Source organism: Psychrobacter sp. DD43 (assembly GCF_904846555.1).
GTDB lineage: Bacteria > Pseudomonadota > Gammaproteobacteria > Pseudomonadales > Moraxellaceae > Psychrobacter > Psychrobacter cryohalolentis.
The window spans coordinates 1-23,663 of record NZ_CAJHBE010000015.1 but is presented as its reverse complement, the minus strand read 5'-3'; the positions used below and the strand labels follow the sequence as shown (position 1 = coordinate 23,663).

The window sequence follows — 23,663 nt, the reverse complement described above, 5'->3', positions numbered from 1 at the left end:
ATGGTTATCAATGATGATAAGGTCGCTTATATAGGACCTTATCATTTTTTTGTTTTCCTATTATGATTTGCTGGTATTCATAGAGAATTCTCCATAAAGCTGATATAGTCCGTATCGATATTTTTTGCACTTAACGATAAAAGTGTAGATTTTTTAGCCCAGAGCTTTCACAGAATGATCACTATAAAGCACTGTAGCCGTGTTAGCTTTAACGGTTTTATAGTAAACAATAGAGTGGAGTGTGAAGGTGATAATTTTGATTTAAAAGATTTGTGAATGATAAGATCTGTTTGCTTATGAGCGAAAAGACTTCTTATTCACAAGTTTTTGATTTTGCAAATGAGTGACTAACGACCACGGTGATTTAATTAGACATATTCTATATTTTAACGGCCACATTTAAGGAAAATTATGACTGATAATATCAATAAAGAGATGACAGACCATAAAGCTGCGAATAATACTCAATCAAAGGCTGGAGCTAACGCGTTTCCTACTATGCCGACGATAGCGAATGACAGTCCATGGTTAAGTGCTTATGAGCGCTATGGCATTAATCCTACCATTGAGATGCCAGATGACAGTACCTCTTTACTTGATGTGTTCGAGCGTAATTTCAGCCGTTATGGACAGAAAACTGCCTATATCTGCATGGGTGCTTCTATTACCTTTAAGCAATTGGATTTATACAGTCGTCAAATTGCCAGTTATTTACAGTCATTAGGGCTCGTAAAGGGTGATAAAGTCGGTGTCATGATGCCCAATATCTTGCAGTATCCTGTGGTGGCTTTGGGTATCATTCGCGCAGGTATGGTGCTGGTCAATGTCAATCCTTTGTATACCAGCCGCGAGTTATCGCATCAGTTGCATGACAGTGGCACCAAAGCATTGTTCATCGTCGAAAACTTTGCAAAAACTTATCAAGATGCGCAAGATAAGGGTCAAGTGAAGCATGTCATCGTCTGTAAAATTGGCGATATGTTAGGCACGATAAAAGGACCCGTGGTCAATCTGGTCGCCCGCCATGTCAAAAAAATGATTCCCGCGTATCGTTTGCCAGAGAGCACGAGCTTTAAGCAGGCATTAAGTGCCGTATCAGCTAGCAAATATAAGCGTCCTGATTTGAACTTAAGCGATGTGGCATTATTGCAATATACCGGTGGTACGACTGGGGTAGCTAAGGGTGCGATGCTGTCTCATGGTAACTTAATCGCCAATATGTTACAGATTAGCGCGCTCATGGACAGCGCTTTTGAAGAGGATATAGACGCTACTGATGTGCTTTTGACCGCGCTACCGCTATACCATGTGTTCTCGTTTATGGTTTGCGGGATGTATAGCATGTACCAAGGTTGTGCTGGTTTGCTGATTCCAAATCCGCGTGATCTTGATGGTTTGATTAAAGAGATGGGCAAATATAAACCGGCCTTTATTCCTGCAGTAAATACTTTGTTTAATGGCCTGGTACATAAGGACAGTTTTGCAGATTTAGATTTCTCTAGTCTAAAAGCCTCTATTGGTGGCGGTATGTCGGTACTACCAAGTGTGGCAAAAGAGTGGCATAAAATCACTGGTCTGCCTATCGTTGAAGGCTATGGCTTGTCTGAAACCTCACCAGTAGTTGCCTTTAACCCAATGACCATTGCTGAATTTACCGGGAAGATTGGTATCCCTGCCCCTAGTACCGATGTCATTTTGATTGACGATGATGAAAACATGGTAGCTATCGGTGAGCGTGGTGAAATCTGTGTCAAAGGTCCACAAGTCATGATTGGGTATCAAAACCGTCCTGAAGAAACGGCTGAAAGCTTTACTGCCAGTGGTCATCTTAAAACAGGCGATATCGGCATTATGGACGAAAAAGGCTTTATCAAAATTGTTGACCGCAAAAAAGACATGATTTTGGTCTCTGGTTTTAATGTCTATCCAAATGAAATCGAAGAAGCCATGAGCGAGCATCCAGGGATAGTAGAGTGCGGTGCGATCGGGATTCCAAATGATGATCGCGGCGAAGATCCAAAGCTATATGTGGTCAAAAAAGGTAATGTGACCGAGCAAGAGCTGCTTGATTTTGGTAAAAAACAACTAACCGGCTATAAGCGTCCACGTCATATTCAATTCGTTGACGAATTACCAAAATCAAACGTGGGCAAAATCCTGCGTAAAGAATTGCGTAAGATGGAAGGTCTAGAATAACTTTTACAGCTATTTTTAATCAAGACAGCGGTGTGATAGCTTGTGTGAATCTTGCTATTGCACCGTTGTCACGTTAGGATAACCTAACATTTAGCCCTGCTAGAGCATTCAGCTGTCATTTATTTTAATATATAAATTTGCTGGAAATACTGATTGGCTAACCACATAACGATAAATTTAAATATAAACCTCTTATTTTATAACACTGCTTTTACAACTTCGTACTAGGGAATTTTATGCGTATTGACAACCGTGAGCTTAATCAACTTCGCTCAATCAGCTTTGAGCGCCATTATACTAAGCATGCTGAAGGGTCAGTATTGGTCAGTTTTGGCGACACCAAAGTACTGTGCACCGCAAGTGTAGAGTCTGGCGTACCACGCTGGCTCAAGGGTAAAGGCAAAGGCTGGATCACGGCTGAGTATGGCATGTTGCCACGCGCGACCAATACTCGTAATCAACGTGAAGCGGCTCGCGGTAAGCAATCAGGTCGTACCCAAGAAATCCAGCGTTTAATCGGTCGTAGTTTACGTGCCATGATCGATTTGAGTAAGCTTGGTGAAAATACCATTTACCTAGATTGTGATGTCTTGCAAGCGGATGGTGGTACTCGTACTGCTAGTGTGACCGGTGCCGCGATTGCCCTTATCGATGCCTTAGAGAGCATTCAAAAAACTAAGAAACTAAAAGCGGATCCATTGATTGGTTTGGTTGCTGCCGTTTCTGTCGGTATGAAAGATGGTAAAGCGTACTTAGATTTAAACTACGAAGAAGATGCCAGCTGTGATACGGATTTGAACGTGGTGATGACCCAAAAAGGCGAGTTCATTGAGCTACAAGGGACGGCGGAAGAAAAGCCATTTACTCGTGCTCAAGCTGACGATATGCTTATTCTTGCTGAAAAAGGCATCGCTGAGCTGATTGCTATGCAAAAAACTGCCTTAGGTTGGTAGTAATGTAGGCCAGCTATACCGCCTGCTCAACGCTTTTTAATCATTCTCTCACGCTCTTTAACAGGTAGTAACCCATGCTTAAGCTGACTGATGACGGCGCCAAAATTACCTTACAAGGTCAGCCCCAAGCATTAGATAATGGGCTATTCTGGTTTGGTGCGGTGTTATTGGTTGGCGCAGTGTGCGTCGCGCTGGCAATGAGTTTGTTGCCGGTGCGATGGTCAATTGGTGCGCTTGCACTGCTGATTATCGGTAGCTTCTTTTTTAATCGGCAGCGCCAACAGCATAAAAAAGCCATGGCAGGTATGATTAATAGCGGCATATTATGGGTGCGTGCTGGTGAGCTGGTACATGACAACCAAGGCAAGCGTATGCCTATTCAGTTAACTGACAGCGATACGATAAGTCTAGTAGGCGAGCAATTAGAGATTACTAATGGCGATTCTAAACGTAAATATTGTATTAGTGGCTTTGATAATATCCAAGAAGCCACTGCTACCAAAGCGATCTTACAAGGTCAAACACTGACCAAACGTCATGTTAATATCAAAATGAGCAGCGATTAAGACCTTTATTATTAAAGGTTTTTTTAATGTTTGAGATTTTTAACCTGCTCATCTTGTCTTATTTATTTACCGCTTATTCTTATATTTATACCTTTTATCGTTTATTTAAGCGTGATAAGGCTTGCAGAATCCTGTCCAAATGGTTTATAAGTAAGATTGAAAAATCTCATCATACTTATAATGAATACGGTTATCGCTACTATGGTTATTGATACTATATTGACAAGGAGCTAGTCATGTCGCGTTTGCCCATTTGGTCAATCACAACGTCGTGCAGTGCATTATTACTTACTCTGGGTGCAGTCGGTCAAGTTCACGCCGATAGTATGAGCAGCTTAATTGCTCAAAAATCTTCTCTAACTGATTATAGCGCCCGCTATACACCATCGTACCCCGCTGTCCCTGCTGCTAAAATCAGTACGCGATCCACTATCCAACGTGCTGGTACTTCTAATAGTTATCGTTCAAATACAAGTAATACACAACCAAGTTATTCTAATAGTAGCTATGCTAATAAAAGCGACTCTAACCAAAATGCTTATGTTAGCAACAACCAACCTAATTATCGTTATCCTGAAGTACAACGCCAAGTATCATCAGTTTTGCCGGCATTTTTATCAGGCAACTATGATAATGTCGATAGCGAGTATCTACCGTTACTCAGCAATGCCGAAACACAAAGTAGTCTGGCTGCCCGTGAAGTAATTAGCACTGCCCGTAAAATGGCGCTGAACGAGCGTACGATTATTCAAGGCGGCTGCTGGGATTATCTGAATGCGGTGTTCAAACGAGCAGGGGTGACGCGCGATACCATCCATAAAGGTACCTATGGTCAAGGTCCTTATGCCAATAGTGGTGAAATCGAAGTTGGTGACTGGCTCTACTATATCAATCATGGTTATAACGGTGTCGAGCACAGCGGATTGTTTGTTGGCTGGGTTAATGAGCAAGCAAAGCAAGCGCTGATATTAAGCTATGCTGGCGAGAGCCGCCGCGAGCCTGCGCGCTATCGTGTTTATGATTTGAGCAATGTCTATCAGATTATGCGCCCGAACGTTTAATGTAGATCTTTTTAATATAATTTATTCAGCTATAAAAAAGCGTCCATTACTTCATCAAGTAATGGACGCTTTTTCTATGAATTATTGTCTATATTGCAGCCAATTTTAGAACGGTTTAACCACCACTAGAATCACAATAATGACTAAAGCAAATACGGGTACTTCATTAAACCAGCGCCAAAATACATGCGACTTATATTGCGGGTTATCGACCAGCTTTTTACGATAAAAACCACAGGCACCATGATAAGCGGACAATAGAATAACTAAGAATATCTTTACGTGTAGCCAGCCTTGGGTTTTATAGACGTCCCAACCCAAAAACACCATCCATAACCCAAAAGCCCACGTCGCTATCATAGCTGGCGTCATGATGCCGCGATAGAGCTTGCGCTCCATGATAGTAAAGCGCTCTTGACTGATCTTGTCATCGCTCATTGCATGATAGACAAATAGGCGCGGCAAGTAGAAAATCGCTGCAAACCAGCACACCACGGATATAATGTGTGCCGCTTTAATCCAATTAAAATAATCTGCCATGCTGAAGTCTCTTTGGTTATTTTAAGCAATGATAAACGCGGGCAAGCTTAGCGCAGATTATCTAATAATGGTAGCGTTAAGCCAAAACTACTTGTGATTGATGACCGCTCATGGCGTCCATGACAGGTACTTGCTTTGGTGCACGAGGAGCGGCAAATTGCTTGGTTAAGCCAAGCTCGCGCATGAGCCTATCATCGCCTGATTGACTGGTGTTGCCCGTGGTCAGCAGTTTGTCACCATAAAAGAATGAGTTGGCACCTGCCATAAATGCTAATGCTTGCTCAGCGTCAGATAAGCTTTCGCGACCCGCAGATAAACGTACATAGCTACTTGGACAGCAAATACGTGTCACAGCAATGGTACGAATCCACTCAAGCACTGACAATTGACCTTCTGCCAAGACCTTATCACCGATTGGCGTGCCCTGAATCGGCACCAATAAGTTGACTGGAATAGACTCTGGTGCTTTAGGCATTTTTAGTAGCTCATGCACCCAGTCAATGCGGTCATCACGGCTCTCACCCATACCGACGATATTGCCGCTACAGACGTTGATACCTGAGTTGCGTACGTTTGTAATGGTATCTAGACGCTCATCGTAGCTGCGCGTACTGACTACTTGCTCATAGTAGCTTCTAGACGTATCCAAATTATGATTGTAGTAATCCAGTCCTGCGTCTGCCAGTTGTGCGGCCTGGTCAGTATCTAGCATACCTAGAGTCATACAGGTCTCAAGCCCTAAGGCTTTGACTTCTTTGACCAGCTCGACCACATAAGGCATGTCTTTGGCACTAGGGTGCTTCCATGCTGCGCCCATGCAAAATCGTGATGAGCCAGTAGCTTTTGCACGTTTGGCAGCGGCAATCACCTTGTCCACCTCTATGCGCTTCTCAGCGACCAGCTTGGTTTTATCGCGGTGGTGACCGGATTGTGAGCAGTAGCCACAATCTTCAGGGCAGTTGCCAGTCTTGATAGACAACAAGGTGCTGATTTGTACTTCATTGGCATTAAAGTTCTGACGATGTATGGTTTGCGCTTGTAATAATAAATCCATCAATGGCAAATCGAACAATTGGGCAATCTGCTCGCGACTGTATTTGCTGGCAGTGGCTTGTGGGGCATCGGTCGGTAGTGATGCTAAAAAATCGTTGTTATTGCTATTAGTGTTGTTATTTGGCTCTGTGATATTAAGCAGTGCTGACATAATATAAATCCTTTTATAAAGATATTAAGCATGGTCATAGAAGATAAACATCGGATGTCGCTCATCTGTTTTAATTTTTTAGTAGTACGATCTACAATAAAAAAGGTTGCGCTATAGTATAGCGCAACCTTTTTAGAAAATCAGAAACTAGCGAAGCCGTCATTCAGCTATCACTAACAGCTAGCTATCTATCGCTTCTGATTATTCGATTATTTACCCAACTTGTGCTTAGCAACGCCGACCCAATGGTTGGCAAGTTTTTGTGCTTTATAAGCATATGGCTTGGCTTTTTGGATATAAGGTTTACATTCTTCTGGAATGGCTGGCACGATATGCTTAGCAAGTTTATTGAACCACATCATTAGGCTGTAATCGCCTTCGATGCTTAAGTTGCCTTCTTGTACGGCAGTCATAAAGGCAGGAAGGCTGCCTTTAGTTAAAAGCTTAACGCCTGTCATAGAGTCTTTGAAATTGATAGTCAGGTCAGCTTCTTTAGCATGACCACTATGTTGGCTAAATTCACCATTATCAAAGCTATAATAACGTGCCACATCTGCTTCAGTGCTAGCAAGCTCAATAATAACCTTGCGATCTGCAAGTATTTTTTTAACATCTTCATTATCGCTATCAGCTAGCATAGACAAACGATAACCAATCACAGCTAATAAAACATCTAATGGATCAGACTTAATATCCAAAACCGGTACAGTAAACATAGACAAACTCCTAAAAAATGAGACGCAAATAATGCGTACTTTATAACAATTTTTGTGACAAATATATAAGTAGATTATAAACGATTGCTAGGTGTCAATTCTTTAGGAGTTACGTAGAGAGCCTTAAGTATCTTGTAACATTCGATGACAGCAATATAATAGGGCAGTGCTTAATGAAAGCGTGGCTGATAGTCGTCGTCATAGACGGGTGTATGCTCTATATAGCGCGCTGCTTGCAGCTCACGCTCTTGTATCATGCTGCGACTGACATCCTCATAGCGTAACGCTCGATACAAGACCCATGCGCCTAAAGGCAGCCAACTGATACCCATAGCAATTACATAATTGTGCCACTCTGACCACAAGAACCAATGTGTCATTAAACTATGAATCATTTCTACGGCTAACCAGTATCCCATGCCGCCAAACAAATACCAAAGCAACCAGCGCTGTGATGACACAGCAATAGCAATAACTGCGATTAAAAATAAACCATAGCCCAATATGGCACTTGTACTCAACGCCTCGCTACCAAATGTAGAAAATATTGTTAATAACATTGTTCATCTCGCTCTTCATAAGGTGAATTCCAACAAGGCTATTATGGAAGTTTGTAGCAGAAAGCTAAAGCCTCTGAAGGCGACTTTGCGACAACAGCTGACGTTTGATTTTTTAAAAGTATTTGGCAAAATAAATGGCAAATCTCACAGTTTTAGACAACAAAAAAACGCCTTAATATGGGCGCTTTTTTTTAATGGTAAGATTTAATATAGTGAGTTCAATATAGAAGAGTTATGTTAAGAATAGCATTATGCTGGTATAAATTTCTCTCGCTTGCTGTGCGCTTTGCACTCCAGAGGCTTCGCAAAATTTATCCCAGCCGTACTGTATTCTTTTTAAATTGAATCGCCTATAGCAAGAGTAGACAGACACTAAGGGCGAGGGCTACGGTGACCCCAAAGCGATAAGGCAGTCACTAGAATGGCACCTAATAGCATCAAGCTCAAGGTCGTTAACCACTCTGCGCCAGTAGGGTAATGCCATGGCATGACGTTATAAACGGCTTCACTATTTAATGTCCCTAGGGCATCTGTTTTCCAAGGCCAGACTTTGACCAACGAGCCTGCGATAAAGCCGATAAGTAGCGCTAAAGTTGCTTGATAATAACGGGACAATAACCATTTGAGCATACGGGTAAAGAGCAATAATCCCGTTGCCATACCAGCCACCAATGTAAAGATAATAGCAAAGTTCAAAGTATGAACCGCTTCGAGCACCGTATCATAAGCACCCATCAACAATAAAATAAAAGATCCTGAGATGCCTGGTAATATCATCGCGCAAATAGCGATAGCACCGGCAACAAACAAATACGGCAAACTTGGCGTCGTATTCATCAGAGGCAAGCTGCTAATGATAACGGCGCTGGCTACTCCAAGCAGGAACAATAGCGCCCGTCCGATATTCCAGCGCTTAATCTCACTTAATAACAGAAAAACAGTTGCAATGACCAAACCAAAAAAGAATGACCAAATCATTAAAGGCTGATTGTCTAATAAATGCTTAATAACACCGGCAAGCGTTGCAAGGCTGGTGGCAATACCCATCAATAAGAACAATAAAAAAGTGGCATCGACTTGTCGCCATACTGCAATTAAACCTTTGATACCACCCTCTTGGCGAAAGACCTGCCAAAGATTGGGACCCACACTGCTCAAAGCGTTAATTAAGCGCTCATAAATACCTGCAATCAATGCAATCGTACCACCAGAGACGCCCGGTACAATGTCAGCCGCGCCCATTGCCAACCCTCGCACATAGACACCCAGTAATTCCTTGGGGCTGTTGTTATAAATCGGGCTGCTTTCGTCAGCCGCAGGTTGGTTATCTAACTGGGTGGAAGATGACTGGGCATCTGGCCGTGGTGATTGTGATGCCGTCATGGACAATCCTTTTTATTGGACAAGATAAAGTTACTGGATAAGATAAAAGTTATTGAAAAAGATAAACATGGCAATATGAAATGACAATCGCGAATGGCAGTATAGTAGCGCCAAAAAACACTGTAAAGCAGAGAATAAACCATAAAAGCTGGACCAATTAAAATGTATAAGCCCAGCTTTTGGTTCGATATCTTTTATAATTAGCTAAACTTTGCTGCGTTCACTGCTGCGTACAAATGCAGGATAGCCTAGCGCATATAGTACCCCTTCAAGCCCTGTGACATTCACAGCGGCATCGGCGCGCGCTTGTACGATAGGTTTGGCATTAAAAGCCACGCCCAAATCGGCCAGTGCCATCATCGGTAAGTCATTGGCGCCGTCACCGACACAAACCACTTGAGACATCGTAATACCTAGGCGCTCAGCCGTATGGGCGACGATAGCCGCTTTTTTAGCACCATTAACGATAGGCAACTGTATATGACCGGTGACTTCACCTTCTTCGATATCCAATGAGTTGGCGTGTATTTCATCAATACCCAATTGCTCGGCGATATAGCGAGCGAAGTACGTAAAGCCACCGGATACAAGGACCGTATGATAGCCCAACGCTTTTAGAGCGCTAATGGTGGCCAAGGCACCTGTCGATAATGTTAAGCGACTGCAAATTTCATCAAGCACGCTGGTTGGAATACCTTGCAATAACGCCACGCGCTGCGCAAAAGATTCATCAAAATCCATCTCGCCCCGCATGGCGGCTTCAGTGATGGCTTCTACTTGCTCGCCAATACCTGCCGTTTTTGCCAGCTCAACGATGACTTCTTGTTCAATCAACGTAGAGTCCATATCAAAGCAGGCAAGCTTATGAGTGCGCAGCATATGACCGACCGATAAGATATGACAATCTACAACATCTAAGTGATCGCTTACGACGGCGTTTTGAGCGTTGTTATAAGCTTCAGTCAAGTCGCGACGCAAACGCGTGGTCAATTGGTCATCAATGATATGTGCGGCGGCAGTTTTTTTGGCAGGATGCATCAGGGTATCAGTCACTGGCACCAATAGATAACGGAACACTTGCACATCGATAAATGAGCGTTTGGCAAAAGGTTGCGCCGTGTCTACATCAGCAATTTCAACATCTACAAAATTGGCATCAGCATCTTCTGCAACCGTGACCAAATGCCAATTTGGCTGCTCATCAACCCATGATTGTACATACTGGTGGATATCAAGTGAAGATACATGCGTCGGCAATACCACAATCAAAGCAAAAATAGGCAAGGATTGTAGTGCATCAAAATCCTGTAAATTGGTACCCTCTGGTAGTAACGAGGCCACGGAATCAACCGCCTGTTGCCATGCTTTGCTGTCTTTTGGTAACGAGTAAGAGGTATTGTTTGGCATCGCTCAATTGTCCCTTGTATGCTGATATAAGATTAGGAATAATAACAGCTTTAGTAAGCAGCTACTATAGATGAGACGCAAAGTATCAGTAGCGAATAAAACAGCAAATAAAACGGCGACTGTTGCAAAAAAATCTCCGTAAAATTGAAATGACTCATTACAAAAAAATTATGATACTCGCTAACGCCATAACCCTTACTATGGTGATATAGTAGATGTCAATGAGTGGGTAAGCGAGTCGTAAATACTGCTTAAATGCTTGCGCCACACATAATTGCACAACATAACTACTGTACGATAGCAGCGTTTAATAATCAGTCTTATAAAAAAAGATTATTTAGACAATGCGGTATTGAATTGAACAAATATAGCTGCATACTCTTGCAAAAATGAGCGAATGAGCAATAGCCTCGTTTTTTAACTCCATTTATCCAAAAAAGTTTCCCATATCATGACCTATTTAGCGCCGCGGCAAGGGTTGTTTGCCATCATTCTTCTGGTTAGTTTTTGTTTGCAAACCCTATTATTGGTCATCAGTACCGATCAACAGCTGAGCAACAGTCGTGCGCAAAAAGGCGAGCAAATGGTCGCTCAGCTCATTGACGAAGCGCGCCTGTCTTTAGAAAATAAAGACCGCGTCAGCTTAAGCGTTATTGCCAATCGCTATACCAGCGAACAAGACGTGACTCGCATCCTGATTAAAGACAATAATGGCGATATCTTGGTGCCTGTCGGCAATGCGCCGATGCAGCAGGGTGATACCATTAGTCAAATTGCAACCAAAGGCGATGCGGTCATCGGTAGTGTGGCATTGACTCTAAAGGATATTAGCAAGGGTGAAATCATCGCCATGCAATGGCCATTTGTGATTGGTTCGATGGTGCTGCATTTATTGCTGTGGCTGATTTACAGCTATATCGCTCGTCCAACCAGAGAGCAAATCAACGCCATCAGCCGCGATGTTCAAGACTTGCATCGTGAGCAATATACGCAGCTTGATCAGCGTGGTTATGCTCGTGAGCGAGAACGTCGTCAATCAATGTCTACTGCTGATAGTGATAGTGGTGAAACAGGTACTAGCCAAAGTGATCGTTTGGTCCATGACGGTCAATCTAATGGTCAAGCAGCTGCCAGTACAGCGTATAGCCAGCAACCTAATACGCGTAAATTAGATATTCATAGTGCTGTCAATCAGTATGTCAGAACCCAGCAGAATCAAGATTCGATGCTCGATGATAATACTAACGGTACAACTGCGGATGCTGCCAGTAATATGACAGACAGTGATGTCAATGATCATACTGCTTATAAAGCTGAAGACAGTAGCCAGCATGCTAACAATCATGTCTCTCGATTGTCTGCTACCAGAGCATTTGATAGTGTCAGCGTCCAGATTGTCTTTCATGATGAGTTTAATATGCTTGAGCGCTTGGCACCGTCTCAACGTCTGCCGTATTTGGCACTCTGTACGCAGCTACTAAACCAAGCGGTGACTGAGTTACTGAAACAGCCATTGTTGTTGGGTGTAAGCGCAATCAATGAACCACACTTTGATGAAAGTGGTGCTTATGTGATGCTTAAAGCAGAGAATAGCCATGCAAAAGTTGCATTGGCAGGCGTGATGCTAGCCAAGCTATACTTGATGCTGAATAAAATTATTCATGATAAGCATATTGAGCTGTCACGATTTGCCCTGCCAGCCAAAGCTGGTGTGAGTGACAATGCCCAAGTCGATGCCATGACGCATCTGCTAGATAGCGTCGGCAAAAAAGAGCAGATGCTGATTTTATTGCCGAATGGTGGTCTTAAACAAATCAGTCATCACGTACAAGTACAAAGCGTCATGCGTCCAACGACGGTTTATGAGCGTGAATGCGCGATATTCGATGGTGGTAATGATGCGATGATTCAGCGTTTGGCCGATGTGCGTAATGCGGTATTGATGATCGATGACTCAGAAGAGTAGGATTAGATACTCTATTTAACTTGCAGAAATTGTCTACAATTGCCCGCGCGATAATGACCAATAGTGTCTTGTTGTTGACTTGTAAATGCGTCATAGTAATAAAAAGCATTGACAAGGCTTAATAGAGACTTTATAAGGCATATATATATTGATAACTTTTCAGTAATTTTGCCAAAAAAGATAGGAGTTGGTCATGAGTGATGCTGATATTGATGACGATTTTGATGATGATTTCGTTGATGATGATGATGCAAAGATGGTTGAAGAAGCAGAGACGAGTGTACGTACACGCTTAAGTAGCCTTGAGAAGCGTCGTCTAATTGATAATCTGCTAGAAGAAAAACGTTTGGCTAAAGAGCTAAAGGATGATCTAGACGATATCGATAATTTTGATGAAGATGGCGATGATTGGGATGATGACGAACTTTAATTCGTCATCGCTATAATAAGGTTATCACGCAAATATTTTGCGAATACTTTTTAAGTATTGATTTGCACTATTATGGCTATTAGCTAACCATCGTTAACTAATTGTCCTAAGTGTGCTGTGCTAAGCTGGTTAGGTTCTGATTTTAATAGTATCAATAGTGAACAGCACCTATTTAACCAGCTATTTCTCACAGCTGTACTTTAGCAATGATTGATTTAAAAAATCTTTGGGTAGATTGACTTATTCAAGATAATCGTCATCTTTATACCTCTCGTTATTTTATATAACCCTTATTTATTGCGCATGACGCAATCCATCTTTCAAGGACAACGACACCATGACCAACCAACTTAGTTTCGATGAACTACTCGATTATTTAGACAACGAAGAAAGCGCATTTGTACTTGATAGTGTTGCGACTCATGGTTTTTTGACTGCGACGGTTATTGGGCGTCCACTGCCTAATTGGTTAGAAGCACTGTTTGAAGATAATGTGAGCGAGATTCCAGCAAACGTGATTGATGGTATTCAGCGCTGGCGCGAGTCGATCATCGCTGAGCTAAAAAACGAGACGCCTATTGAGCTACCGTTTGGTGAAGATGCGGGCAATGAAGAAGTGGCGGTCGATTTTTCTGATGATTCAGATATCGTTGCTTGGTCGATTGGCTTTGTGGATGCAATGTATGGTGATGAAGCCAGTGATTGGATGGAAAACGAAGAGACTGCAGAAGATGTGGCCGTTTTGACCTTGCCGATGATTGTGCTGAGTGGTATCGATGATGAAGACCCTGAGCTTGCTGAGATGCGTAAAGACCAAGATAAAATGGTACAAATGGTAAACAGCATCGAAGGCAACTTAACTGAGCTGTTTTTGTTGTTCCATACTAACGACTAAAGAGTTTGCTCAATATAAATTATTTCAGCGATATGCTTTTTAATGCGTTTTAAAGTATCGCGCTTTTATCTTGAACGGGCGATACGTTTTTATCATTCTGTAAGTCACTAATTCTGTAAGTCACTAATTCTGTAGGTTACCAATAAGGCTGTACTATGACTGTCCAACTCTCCAATCTTGAGCACTTGCCCAACTATCAGATTACTGAGCGCTTGGATGTGGTATACGGCAGTACCGTGCGCTCAAAGCATGTTGGTAAAGATTTATTTGCGGGTCTAAAAAATATTGTAGGCGGTGAGCTTACTGCCTATACGGAGCTGTTAGAAGAATCGCGTCAAGAGGCGATTGATCGTATGATCGTCAAAGCTGAGGCGTTGGGCGCTGATGCAGTGGTTGGACTGCGTTTCTCGACCTCTAGTATTGCACAAGGTGCCTCTGAGCTATTTGTTTACGGTACAGCGGTCAAAGCCGTACGGATGCCACAACAGCCTGTCCATCAATCAACGAATCAACCGCCGAATCAGTCATCAAGTCATCATTCTCAATATGAAGAGCCTGTGGCGTCAGTTGCTCAGCCTTCAACAGTAAAGTCACCTGATGATTTACCGCGCTTTAATCCTTTTGGTGAATAAGACTACGCTCAAGCACTGACAGGTAGCCTTTTTGATGATAAGAGACGTTCCATGAATCAATCGTTCAGCCAAATGTTGATGAACTATGCGCCGCTGCTGGTCTTATTTATAGTTGGCTGGTTTTTTGGTGCGCGTCATGAGCGTCAGCATTTGGCAAGATTGACTATTGCCGAAGCTGAGTTGAGCCATATTATTGTCTCAAGTGAGCGTTTTTATGTATCAAAACTAGTGTCGCAGTCTGAGGGTGAGTTGGTGCTTGGTAGCGTCGTTATTGCGCAAGATTATTTTAAAATGGTAATTGCCAAAGTGCTGAGTTTCTTTGGTAAAAATCTCACCACCTATGAGACCTTGCTTGATCGTGCCCGCCGTGAAGCTCTAGTACGTATGCGCACCCAAGCACAGGCAAAAGGCTACAATCATATTTATGGTTTGCGTCTTGAAGTCAGTAATATCAATCAATTGGGTAGTATGGTCGAAGCGATCGCTTACGGTACGGCAGTGCTTAGTACTGAAAATTCTACTAAAGCGCCCAATAACGCTTTAAGCAATACTCCTGCCAAAATCTCAATCAATACTTCCAAAATATAACTTCTTGTAACGTCATAGCTATTTAACTAAAAGTATTTAACGCCAATTATTAAAATCCAAATTATCCAAAAGCTCACGTTAAACACTCTCATTTAATCTCATTACAATCCCTTTTATTCCTACTCAATCTCTATATTCTGCATTTGACTGGCGAGTTGTTGAATAAAACAGCTAAACCTAGCTTTTGCCCTATATACTCCCCTTATTAATTCTTAATTATTGTTGATAGTTAGCAATAGCATGCTATGAGATATGCTATAAAAGAATGGTTTAAAACGGGTGATGTCCGTTATCTATAAGCATTAGCAGGTAGTGAAAAGCGTATTAGCAAGGATTGCTAATCAGGCATCATTGAATCATTATAAATTGACCTAGCAATAGGTCTTATCTACAGGGATGTAGTTATGGAAAGTCTGGCTCTAGTCACCTTAGTAAATAGCGTTGTTATTCCTATTTGCTTGTTTTTAATCATGATGGGTATGGGTTTGACCCTTATTACCAATGATTTTAAACGAGTATTAAAATACCCAAAAGCCGTTGGTATTGGCTTGACCAATCAGCTGATACTGTTGCCAATTATTGGCTTTGCCCTAGCTAATATCATGCCATTACGCCCAGAATACGCCGTCGGAGTTATGCTCCTCGTTCTGTGTCCGGGCGGCACTACCTCAAACTTATTTACCTATTTGGCTAAAGGCGATGTGGCGCTGTCGGTGACGATGACAGCGATTGCCAGCGTTATTACGGTATTTACCATTCCCATTGTACTGAGTTTTTCATTGATTTATTTTATGGGCAGCGGTAGTGAGTTTGAATTGCCGGTAGTAAAAACCGTGCTTACCTTAGTGGTACTGACGATTGTACCTATTAGCATTGGGATGCTGATTAAACGCTACGCACCAAAAGTCGCCGATCGCTCACAAGTCTATGTGTCTCGATTTGGGGTGATATTTTTAACGTTTTTAGTGCTGTTTTTGGGCTATGTGCAACGCGATATCATTGTCGATGCCTTTATCGCTACTGGCCCTGTATCGGTATTGTTGAACCTCTCGACCATGGCGCTCGGTTATTATAGTAGCAAATGGTTCGGTCTTAACTTAGCGCAAAGAACTTCGGTGACGCTAGAGGTCGGTCTACAAAACAGTACCTTGTCGATATTTATGGCATTAACGCTATTATCTAACTATGACATGTCGATGATGCCCGCCATTTATACCTTGGTAATGTTCCTAACGGCAGGCATTTTGGTGCGTATATTTAGCGCTCGGCACAATAAGCTGAGAAAGTCTGAGATAGAAAGTAGTGTGTTGGCAGCGCGTATGCTGTAAGTGGAAATGTGTGGTTTATCATAATTAAGCATTCAAAATTGCTCGATTATCATTTTTTAGTTATAAAGCTGCATAACCGCTTTCGATATAGTCAGTGCTAAATAAAATAAGTACAAAGGTTATAAAGGGCTACTGTGGTAAATTTTGCTTGCTTGCTGTGTGCTTTGCACTCTCGAGGCTGCGTCAAATTTATCCCAGCAGCCCTATACTATTTTTAAATGGGATTATTATAGTTAACGTCGGTTATGGAGTTTTAGCGTTAGATTTAAAAATACCGTACTAATTATCTCTAGTAAGGTCCACGGATATTGTTTTTTGCTTCTAACTTATCCTTAGCTGTTTCTTCCTTTACTTTGGCCAATTCAAATAGGAAGGTACGGTTTTTAAGTATCGCGACAAATACCACGCCGCCGACGGTATTGCCGACCAACACCACGGCTAAAAATAGCAAATAACGCCCCAAGCTGACGGTATTGCCATAGAGCAAGGCTGAAAAGATTTCGATATTACCCACGATACTATGATGCAAACCCAAAAAGCCGATACTGCCAGTAATAAGCGTCACCAAGACGATGCGGCTAAGGGTATCGCGCGCTGAGGTCACAAGCCACGCGGTGACGCCCATCATCCAGCCTGCCAAGATGGCACTGCCAAATATTACCCACCATCTAAACCCTAAGATATGCTCGGCGTAAATATCAATGTCGCTGACGCTAAATAGCTGCATATTTAAACCTAAACCTATCATTAATGCCGCAAATAAACAGCCGCCAACGACGTTGCCAGCGATGACAATGGCCCACAGGCGTAGCAGCTTATTGAGAGGTTCGATTTTATTGAGCACAGGTAGGCTTAAGAGTGAGGTTTGTTCGGTAAATAATAGCGACTGACCGATGACGACGATGATAAAACCAATCGGGTAAAGTAGGGAGGCGAGTACAACAGCATAATGGCTCGGTAGCACGCCACTCAAAAGCGCAAAAGCCGCTAAAATCATAAAAAAGCTGATGCCAATCTCAAGGCCAGCGGTAAAAGCACTGGTAAATAGTGAGCCAAGTGAGCGCTCAAAAGTTTCTCTGGCATCCATCACTTGCTCAACTAAGATACTGGCATAGCTTTTTGCTTGACTTAAATTGTCATCATTAGCGACTTTTTTGATGGTTTCTTGGTCTTCTTTGCTAATATCCTCAGAGAAGTCTTCGTATTCCAATTTTTCTTTTGCATTAGTGTCGTCTGGCGTATCCGCATCGCTAATATCTTTATTATTACTAGATGGATGATTAGCGCTCTCATCAATCAAGCGCTTATCATCTATCTTGTCAGCTTTAGAGTGGCTGCTATTGTTATTGTTGTGCTCAGTATCTTGGGACACAGTTGGCTCGCTATTTATCAGGCTATCATTTTAGGATAAAAACGCCATTTATTATGCTATACGATAACTATATAAGTTCTCGCATCACCTGTATTTTATAACACGACTGGGATTTATTTTGTGGGAAGTTCAGCCGATTGCGGTTGTTTATTGGTATTTTCTGCTATTTGCTGGCGTTAGGGGCGTAATGACGCGCTGTAAGGCTGATAAATTGCCTTAGCATCTAACAAAATCTGGCTATCTGCGTTAAAATCACTCTATTCATTATTTTCCTAATTTTTAACGTATTTATTTGACCACATTCATTTTTAATAAAAGACCATTCTATTATGAGTACTCCTAATACCCCTGAAAATACCAAGAGCAACCTGACCGAATCTATTCAAGCCGCCTTAAGTCAATTAGAGAACGCCTACAATCCAAGCGATGTCGAAGCAGGCATGTATCAAGGCTGGGAAGACAGTGGTTATTTTAAGCCAAGCTTTGATAAAGATGAGTCGTTCTCTATCGCCTTGCCGCCACCGAACGTCACCGGTTCACTGCATATGGGTCATGGCTTTAATAATGCCATTATGGATGCGCTGACCCGTTATCACCGTATGGATGGTGACAATACGTTGTGGCAACCGGGTACGGATCATGCAGGTATTGCCACCCAAATGGTGGTTGAGCGTCGTTTGGAGGCGCAAGGTATTAAGCGCCGTGATATGACGCGTGAAGACTTTATCGATAAAGTGTGGGAATGGAAAGAAGAGTCGGGCGACAATATCACCCGTCAGATTCGTCGGCTTGGCAGCTCGGTCGATTGGTCGCGTGAACGCTTTACCATGGATGATGGCTTATCGAATGCGGTTAAAGAAGTGTTCGTGCGTCTGTTTGACGATGGTTTGATTTATCGTGGTAAACGCTTGGTCAACTGGGATCCTAAGTTCCAAACCGCATTATCTGATTTAGAAGTAGAAAACGTCGATGAAAAAGGCAGTTTATGGCATTTCCGCTATCATTTCACTGATAAAGAGTTGCAAACCCAAGAGGGTAAAAACTATCTGGTCGTCGCCACCACGCGCCCTGAAACCTTACTGGGTGACACCGCCGTTGCGGTTAATCCAAAGGATGTGCGTTACGCGCATTTGATTGGCAAAACCATTACCTTGCCAATCACTGGTCGCATTGTGCCTATTGTTGCCGATGATTATGTTGACATCGAATTTGGTACCGGCTGCGTAAAAATCACCCCAGCCCATGACTTTAATGACTATGAACTTGGTCGTCGTCATAACTTGCCATTGATTAATATCCTTGATGAGCGCGCTAAAATTTTGCCAGCGATGGAAGTTTATCCTGATCTGCAAACACGTGAGCCAACATTAGAGACCACGCCAAGTGAGTATGCAGGGCTTGAGCGTTTTGCTGCGCGTAAATTCCTTGTCGAGCAAGCGGGCGAGCAAGGCTGGCTAGAAGATATCGAAGACTACGCGCTCAAAGCCCCGCGTGCTGAGCGTGGCGGTACGATCGTTGAGCCGTGGTTGACCGATCAATGGTATGTAGCAGTAAGTAAGCTTGCCAAGCCTGCGATTGATGCCGTAGAAGATGGTCGTATTGAATTCGTTCCTGCACAATATAAAAACATGTATATGTCGTGGATGACCGACTTGCAGGACTGGTGTATCAGCCGTCAGCTATGGTGGGGACATCGTATCCCTGCATGGTATGACGATGCGACGGGTGAAATCTATGTCGCCCGTGACGAAGCGGAAGTGCGTAGCAAGTACAATCTAAGCGATGATATCGTATTGCGCCAAGATAATGACGTGCTCGATACGTGGTTCAGCTCTGGTCTATGGACGTTCAGTACGCTTGACTGGGCAGACGTCAACGCTGATCCACGCGTGATGGACACCTTCCACCCAACCAGCGTGTTGGTGACAGGTTTTGATATTATCTTCTTTTGGGTTGCTCGCATGATCATGATGACCATGCATTTCGTGAAAAACGAAGATGGCACGCCGCAAGTACCATTTAAGACTGTCTATGTGCATGGTCTGGTACGTGATGGCAATGGTCAAAAAATGTCAAAATCTAAAGGTAACGTCTTAGATCCGATTGACCTAATCGACGGTATTGATCTAGAAGCACTGGTAGAAAAACGCACCAGCAATATGATGAATCCAAAAGACGCGGCCAAAATCGAAAAGCAAACGCGTAAAGAGTTTCCTGAAGGCATCCCAGCCTTTGGTACGGATGCATTGCGCTTTACCTTTACCTCATTGGCCAGTACCGGTCGCGATATCAACTTTGATCTAAAGCGTGTCGAGGGCTATCGCAACTTCTGTAATAAAATTTGGAACGCCAGCCGTTTTGTACTCATGAACTGTGTCGATAGCGAAGGTACTGCCAAGCCTATCGACCAAGCGGCAAACCCTGACGTTTGGGAATTGCCAGAAAAATGGATCATGAGTCGTCTGAACTCTACCGTTGCCGATATCCATCAGCATTTCGCCCAGTATCGTCTCGATATGGTCAGCCAAGATATCTATGAGTTCATCTGGAATGAGTACTGTGATTGGTACGTTGAGCTTGCCAAAGCCAGTCTGAATGATGACTCGGTGTCTGACGAGCGCAAAGCGCAAATCCGCTATGTACTGCTGCATGTGCTAGAGACGGCGCTACGCTTTAGCCATCCAATCATGCCGTATCTGACCGAGCAAATCTGGCAGACGGTTGCGCCACTATTAGGTCGTAAAAACACCGATAGCATCGTGGTCGCTGACTATCCAAAAACGGATAAGGCACAAATCAGTGAGCAGGTTGAGGCGGATATGGCGTGGCTACAGGAGCTAATCGCTAGCGTCCGTAACATCCGTGGTGAGATGAAACTGGGCAATGCCGTACGTCTGCCAGTGCTACTACAAAATATCTCTAGCGATGAAGATGCGCGTCTATCACGTATCAAAAACCAGTTCAAAGCGCTTGCCAAAGTTGAGAGCCTAGAGATCGTCAAAGAAGGTGGTGAAGTGCCACTATCGTCATCAAGTATGGTCGGTCAGTTACGTGTACTCGTACCGATGAAAGGTCTGATTGATCCAACGGCTGAGCTAGCACGTTTAGGTAAGTCATATGATAAGTTGAAAGGTCAAGCCGAAGGCATCGCGCGTAAGCTTGGTAATGAAGGCTTTGTGAGTAAAGCACCTGCGGAAGTAGTCGATGCTGAAAAAGCGAAACTGGCTGAGCTAGAAGGGCAGTTGACGGCGATGACGGCGCAGATGGAGCAGTTAAAAGCGTTGTAAATAAAACGTAAATATCTGTAGTAATAAAAAGCGCTGTCACACTTGTGATGGCGTTTTTTATTGTCTACTGATTAGTTCTCTAGTGCATCATTAGTATTACCATTTAACTGAATATTTGTGTGCTATTATTATCAGATTTTTTAGTTTAACTTAGTATTCAATAGCTATATATCTATAACCAGCTCAAAATTAAATTGATACGCTAGTATCAATAGGCTATAAGCATCTTCTTTATATTTTACAGTATTGAAGCAACAAAAAAGGATACATAAAATGGCATTTAATATAACTAGAATGACTGCATATGCATTGATATCTTCTCTCGAAGAGGATTTAAGAGGTCTGGTTAAAGAATATATTATTGACGAAAGCAGCATTAATAAAGAATTACGAGAAAGAGCAAAAATAAGGATTGAAAAGGATATTGGAGGTATTTTCGAAGATATAGAGTTGAGAGAGTTAATCGATTACTTCGATTTGGGTGATACTTTTCAAACTATAAACTCGAATAAGGAAATATTCCCTGATAATGTTATAAAAACTATTAAGCATTTTACTAGAGAACTTGAAACACTCGTTTCTGTTAGAAACAGAGTGATGCATATACGTCCTCTGAATTTTGATGACTTGCCAAATGTTACGAACTTCTGTGAAAGTTTAATAGATTTTGATACGAATATCTCATGGCAAAGCATCAGTGATACGTTAAATAAGATTAAAAGAAATCCAAGCTTTGTGCTGTCATTGAACATAACTAATTTAGATGATGATAACGTAATTAACCACAATTTACCTATGCCAGATTTTGATGAAACTGGACTAATAGGTCGCGATCAGGAAATCGAGCAGATTAAAAAGTTATGCTATGGAAGTTTCCCGGTAATCTCTATTGTGGGTGAAGGTGGTGTAGGTAAATCTGCCTTAGCTTTGAAGGTAGCATATGAATTAATAGAAGATAAAAAGTCGTTTGATGCCGTAGTTTGGGTAACATCTAAAACTACTCAAATAACATTACATGAAATTAGGGAAATAAAAGGAGCAATTAATACTTCCTTAGGTGTTATACAAGAAATTGGTGCACAAGTTATGGGAGATAATTCAAAAGATTATGCTTATACTTTTGATGAAGTTATTGAGTATTTAGCTACGTTTAAGATAGCTTTATTTATTGATAATCTTGAAACTATTATGGATGAAAATATCAAGCGTTTCGTTGGTTCTTTACCTCCAGGAAGTAAGATTATAATTACTTCAAGAATTGGTTTAGGTGCATATGAATACCCTATAAAGCTTCAAGGGATTGAAGAAAAGTATGCTTCTCAATTGTTGAGAATGGTTGCAAAAATTCGTAGTGTAAATGCTATTAGTACCTTACCTGAAAAGAAATTACGAGATTACGTAAATAGGATGCATAGGAACCCTAGTTATATCAAATGGTTCGTAAGCTCTGTAAATACTGGTATGAGTATCGAGACAGTATTGCAAAACTCAGGAAGTTTTCTAGATTTTTGTATGTCAAACGTTTATCAATATCTGTCTAAGGATGCTCAACAAATAACTACTTCAATGCAATGTGCAAGTGGTCATATGGGGTTGCCAGAATTGGCATATTTAAATGATTTTGATTCCATCCGAGTCCAAGAGGCTATTCTAGAATTAATGTCAACAAATATGTTATCGCAAAGATCTGATGCTAAGAACTCAAGTGTAAAAACAATGTATCAACTTTCTGAGTTAGCACGTTCATATCTTAGTAAACATCACAAACCATCTAATACCTTTCAGAAGAAAATCAGAGACAAGAGGAATAAGTTAAACTCCCTTTTTGAAAGACAGATGAATCAAAATACTTCTGATAAATATGCTCCTTTCAATATTCAATTTAGAGAAAAGTCAGATAGAGTTATAGTTAAAGAGCTTCAAACGATATATGGGCTCATTAATAATTCTGTATATGATGAGGCAATAAACCGCCTTGATGAAGCACATAGATTAGCACCTGATTATTTTGAGGTCGCAAGATTTAAAGCATACTTATTTCAAAAAATAGGTAATACTTCAGACGCTAGAGAACAATATGAATTAGCTATACTACTATCACCAGAAACTCCACAACTTCATTACTGGTTTGGTAAGTTTTTACAAGTATCTGAAGAAAACATTAATGAAGCTGTTGATAATTTTGAAAAAGCATATGAGCTTGATCCAAAATCTCATTTAGTTTCTGTAACACTAGCACGTGGATATCTATTCCAAAATGATTTTGAAAAGGCACAAAAGATTTTAAACCTTTTAGAAGATAGTATTAGTCAAGCTGATGATTTTATACATAAAACCTATTACGATTCGAAAGTACAACTCAATTACAGGAGAGCTGACGCACTCTTCCAAAGAAGTAATTATAAAGAATCTTTAAGTTATTTAGAAAAGATGGCTGATGTTTTTAATGCTATACCTACTAATTTTAAAGATAGATATATTAGAAAAAAGTTGAAAAAATGTAAATATAGCGTATTAAATATAAAAGTGTTATAGGATAAAACATCTCAATAGATATACTTAATCATTATGACTTACTC

At 41.8% G+C, this 23,663-nt stretch carries 19 protein-coding genes; 12 read left to right on the top strand and 7 right to left on the bottom strand.

Annotation, left to right across the window (positions count from 1 at the left end):
* Positions 1-411 precede the first annotated feature (411 nt).
* From JMX89_RS08960 to JMX89_RS08945, 4 genes are all read left to right on the top strand, one after another.
* Entirely contained in the window at positions 412-2,196 is a 1,785-nt protein-coding gene (locus JMX89_RS08960) for an AMP-binding protein (protein WP_201531937.1), read from the top strand.
* Positions 2,197-2,432: 236 nt separating this feature from the next.
* Positions 2,433-3,149: a ribonuclease PH gene (gene rph / locus JMX89_RS08955; RefSeq protein WP_011514467.1), complete on the top strand. Its 717-nt coding sequence runs from the start codon at positions 2,433-2,435 to the stop codon at positions 3,147-3,149.
* A 74-nt stretch (positions 3,150-3,223) separates the two neighbouring features.
* On the top strand, positions 3,224-3,715 hold the full coding sequence (locus JMX89_RS08950; RefSeq protein ID WP_201531936.1) for a hypothetical protein: 492 nt from the start codon (positions 3,224-3,226) through the stop codon (positions 3,713-3,715).
* 236 nt (positions 3,716-3,951) lie between these two features.
* Positions 3,952-4,776, top strand: a complete 825-nt coding sequence (locus JMX89_RS08945) for a hypothetical protein (RefSeq protein ID WP_201531935.1) — start codon at positions 3,952-3,954, stop codon at positions 4,774-4,776.
* Positions 4,777-4,881: 105 nt separating this feature from the next.
* On the opposite strand, the gene hemJ is transcribed toward JMX89_RS08945, so the two are convergent.
* The 6 genes from hemJ to serB all read right to left on the bottom strand — a co-directional run bounded on the left by hemJ (position 4,882) and on the right by serB (position 10,586).
* Positions 4,882-5,316, bottom strand: coding sequence for a protoporphyrinogen oxidase HemJ (gene hemJ, locus JMX89_RS08940; RefSeq protein ID WP_011514464.1), 435 nt, complete (start codon positions 5,314-5,316; stop codon positions 4,882-4,884).
* Positions 5,317-5,392: 76 nt separating this feature from the next.
* On the bottom strand, positions 5,393-6,520 hold the full coding sequence (bioB, locus tag JMX89_RS08935) for a biotin synthase BioB (RefSeq protein ID WP_201531934.1): 1,128 nt from the start codon (positions 6,518-6,520) through the stop codon (positions 5,393-5,395).
* Between the two features lie 209 nt (positions 6,521-6,729).
* A complete protein-coding gene (locus tag JMX89_RS08930) occupies positions 6,730-7,236 on the bottom strand; it encodes a hypothetical protein (protein WP_011514462.1) in 507 nt (168 codons plus the stop codon).
* Between the two features lie 170 nt (positions 7,237-7,406).
* Positions 7,407-7,796, bottom strand: coding sequence for an AciT family ciprofloxacin tolerance protein (gene aciT / locus JMX89_RS08925; protein ID WP_201531933.1), 390 nt, complete (start codon positions 7,794-7,796; stop codon positions 7,407-7,409).
* A 372-nt stretch (positions 7,797-8,168) separates the two neighbouring features.
* Entirely contained in the window at positions 8,169-9,179 is a 1,011-nt protein-coding gene (locus tag JMX89_RS08920) for a DUF368 domain-containing protein (protein WP_201531932.1), read from the bottom strand.
* Positions 9,180-9,383: 204 nt separating this feature from the next.
* The gene (serB, locus tag JMX89_RS08915; RefSeq protein ID WP_201531931.1) at positions 9,384-10,586 is read right to left on the bottom strand and encodes a phosphoserine phosphatase SerB; all 1,203 of its coding nucleotides are present in this window, start codon (positions 10,584-10,586) and stop codon (positions 9,384-9,386) included.
* 451 nt (positions 10,587-11,037) lie between these two features.
* Here serB and JMX89_RS08910 point away from each other — a divergent pair, with 451 nt between their 5' ends.
* The 6 genes from JMX89_RS08910 to JMX89_RS08885 all read left to right on the top strand — a co-directional run bounded on the left by JMX89_RS08910 (position 11,038) and on the right by JMX89_RS08885 (position 16,425).
* Positions 11,038-12,552, top strand: a complete 1,515-nt coding sequence (locus tag JMX89_RS08910; protein ID WP_201531930.1) for a hypothetical protein — start codon at positions 11,038-11,040, stop codon at positions 12,550-12,552.
* 193 nt (positions 12,553-12,745) lie between these two features.
* Positions 12,746-12,982, top strand: coding sequence for a PA3496 family putative envelope integrity protein (locus tag JMX89_RS08905; protein WP_011281113.1), 237 nt, complete (start codon positions 12,746-12,748; stop codon positions 12,980-12,982).
* Between the two features lie 337 nt (positions 12,983-13,319).
* A complete protein-coding gene (locus tag JMX89_RS08900; protein ID WP_020444290.1) occupies positions 13,320-13,877 on the top strand; it encodes a UPF0149 family protein in 558 nt (185 codons plus the stop codon).
* A 155-nt stretch (positions 13,878-14,032) separates the two neighbouring features.
* A complete protein-coding gene (locus tag JMX89_RS08895; RefSeq protein WP_201551426.1) occupies positions 14,033-14,509 on the top strand; it encodes a YbjQ family protein in 477 nt (158 codons plus the stop codon).
* Positions 14,510-14,560: 51 nt separating this feature from the next.
* Complete coding sequence (locus JMX89_RS08890; protein ID WP_201551424.1) at positions 14,561-15,097, top strand: YbjQ family protein; 537 nt, start codon at positions 14,561-14,563, stop codon at positions 15,095-15,097.
* A gap of 404 nt (positions 15,098-15,501) precedes the next feature.
* Positions 15,502-16,425 (top strand): bile acid:sodium symporter family protein, encoded by a 924-nt coding sequence (locus JMX89_RS08885; protein ID WP_201551422.1) that lies wholly within the window; start codon positions 15,502-15,504, stop codon positions 16,423-16,425.
* A gap of 289 nt (positions 16,426-16,714) precedes the next feature.
* On the opposite strand, the gene JMX89_RS08880 is transcribed toward JMX89_RS08885, so the two are convergent.
* Positions 16,715-17,797 (bottom strand): formate/nitrite transporter family protein, encoded by a 1,083-nt coding sequence (locus tag JMX89_RS08880; RefSeq protein ID WP_201551420.1) that lies wholly within the window; start codon positions 17,795-17,797, stop codon positions 16,715-16,717.
* Between the two features lie 329 nt (positions 17,798-18,126).
* Here JMX89_RS08880 and JMX89_RS08875 point away from each other — a divergent pair, with 329 nt between their 5' ends.
* Both JMX89_RS08875 and JMX89_RS08870 read left to right on the top strand, forming a co-directional pair.
* Complete coding sequence (locus JMX89_RS08875; protein WP_201531926.1) at positions 18,127-21,084, top strand: valine--tRNA ligase; 2,958 nt, start codon at positions 18,127-18,129, stop codon at positions 21,082-21,084.
* A 273-nt stretch (positions 21,085-21,357) separates the two neighbouring features.
* Positions 21,358-23,619 (top strand): tetratricopeptide repeat protein, encoded by a 2,262-nt coding sequence (locus JMX89_RS08870; protein WP_201531925.1) that lies wholly within the window; start codon positions 21,358-21,360, stop codon positions 23,617-23,619.
* The last annotated feature ends 44 nt before the right edge of the window (positions 23,620-23,663 follow it).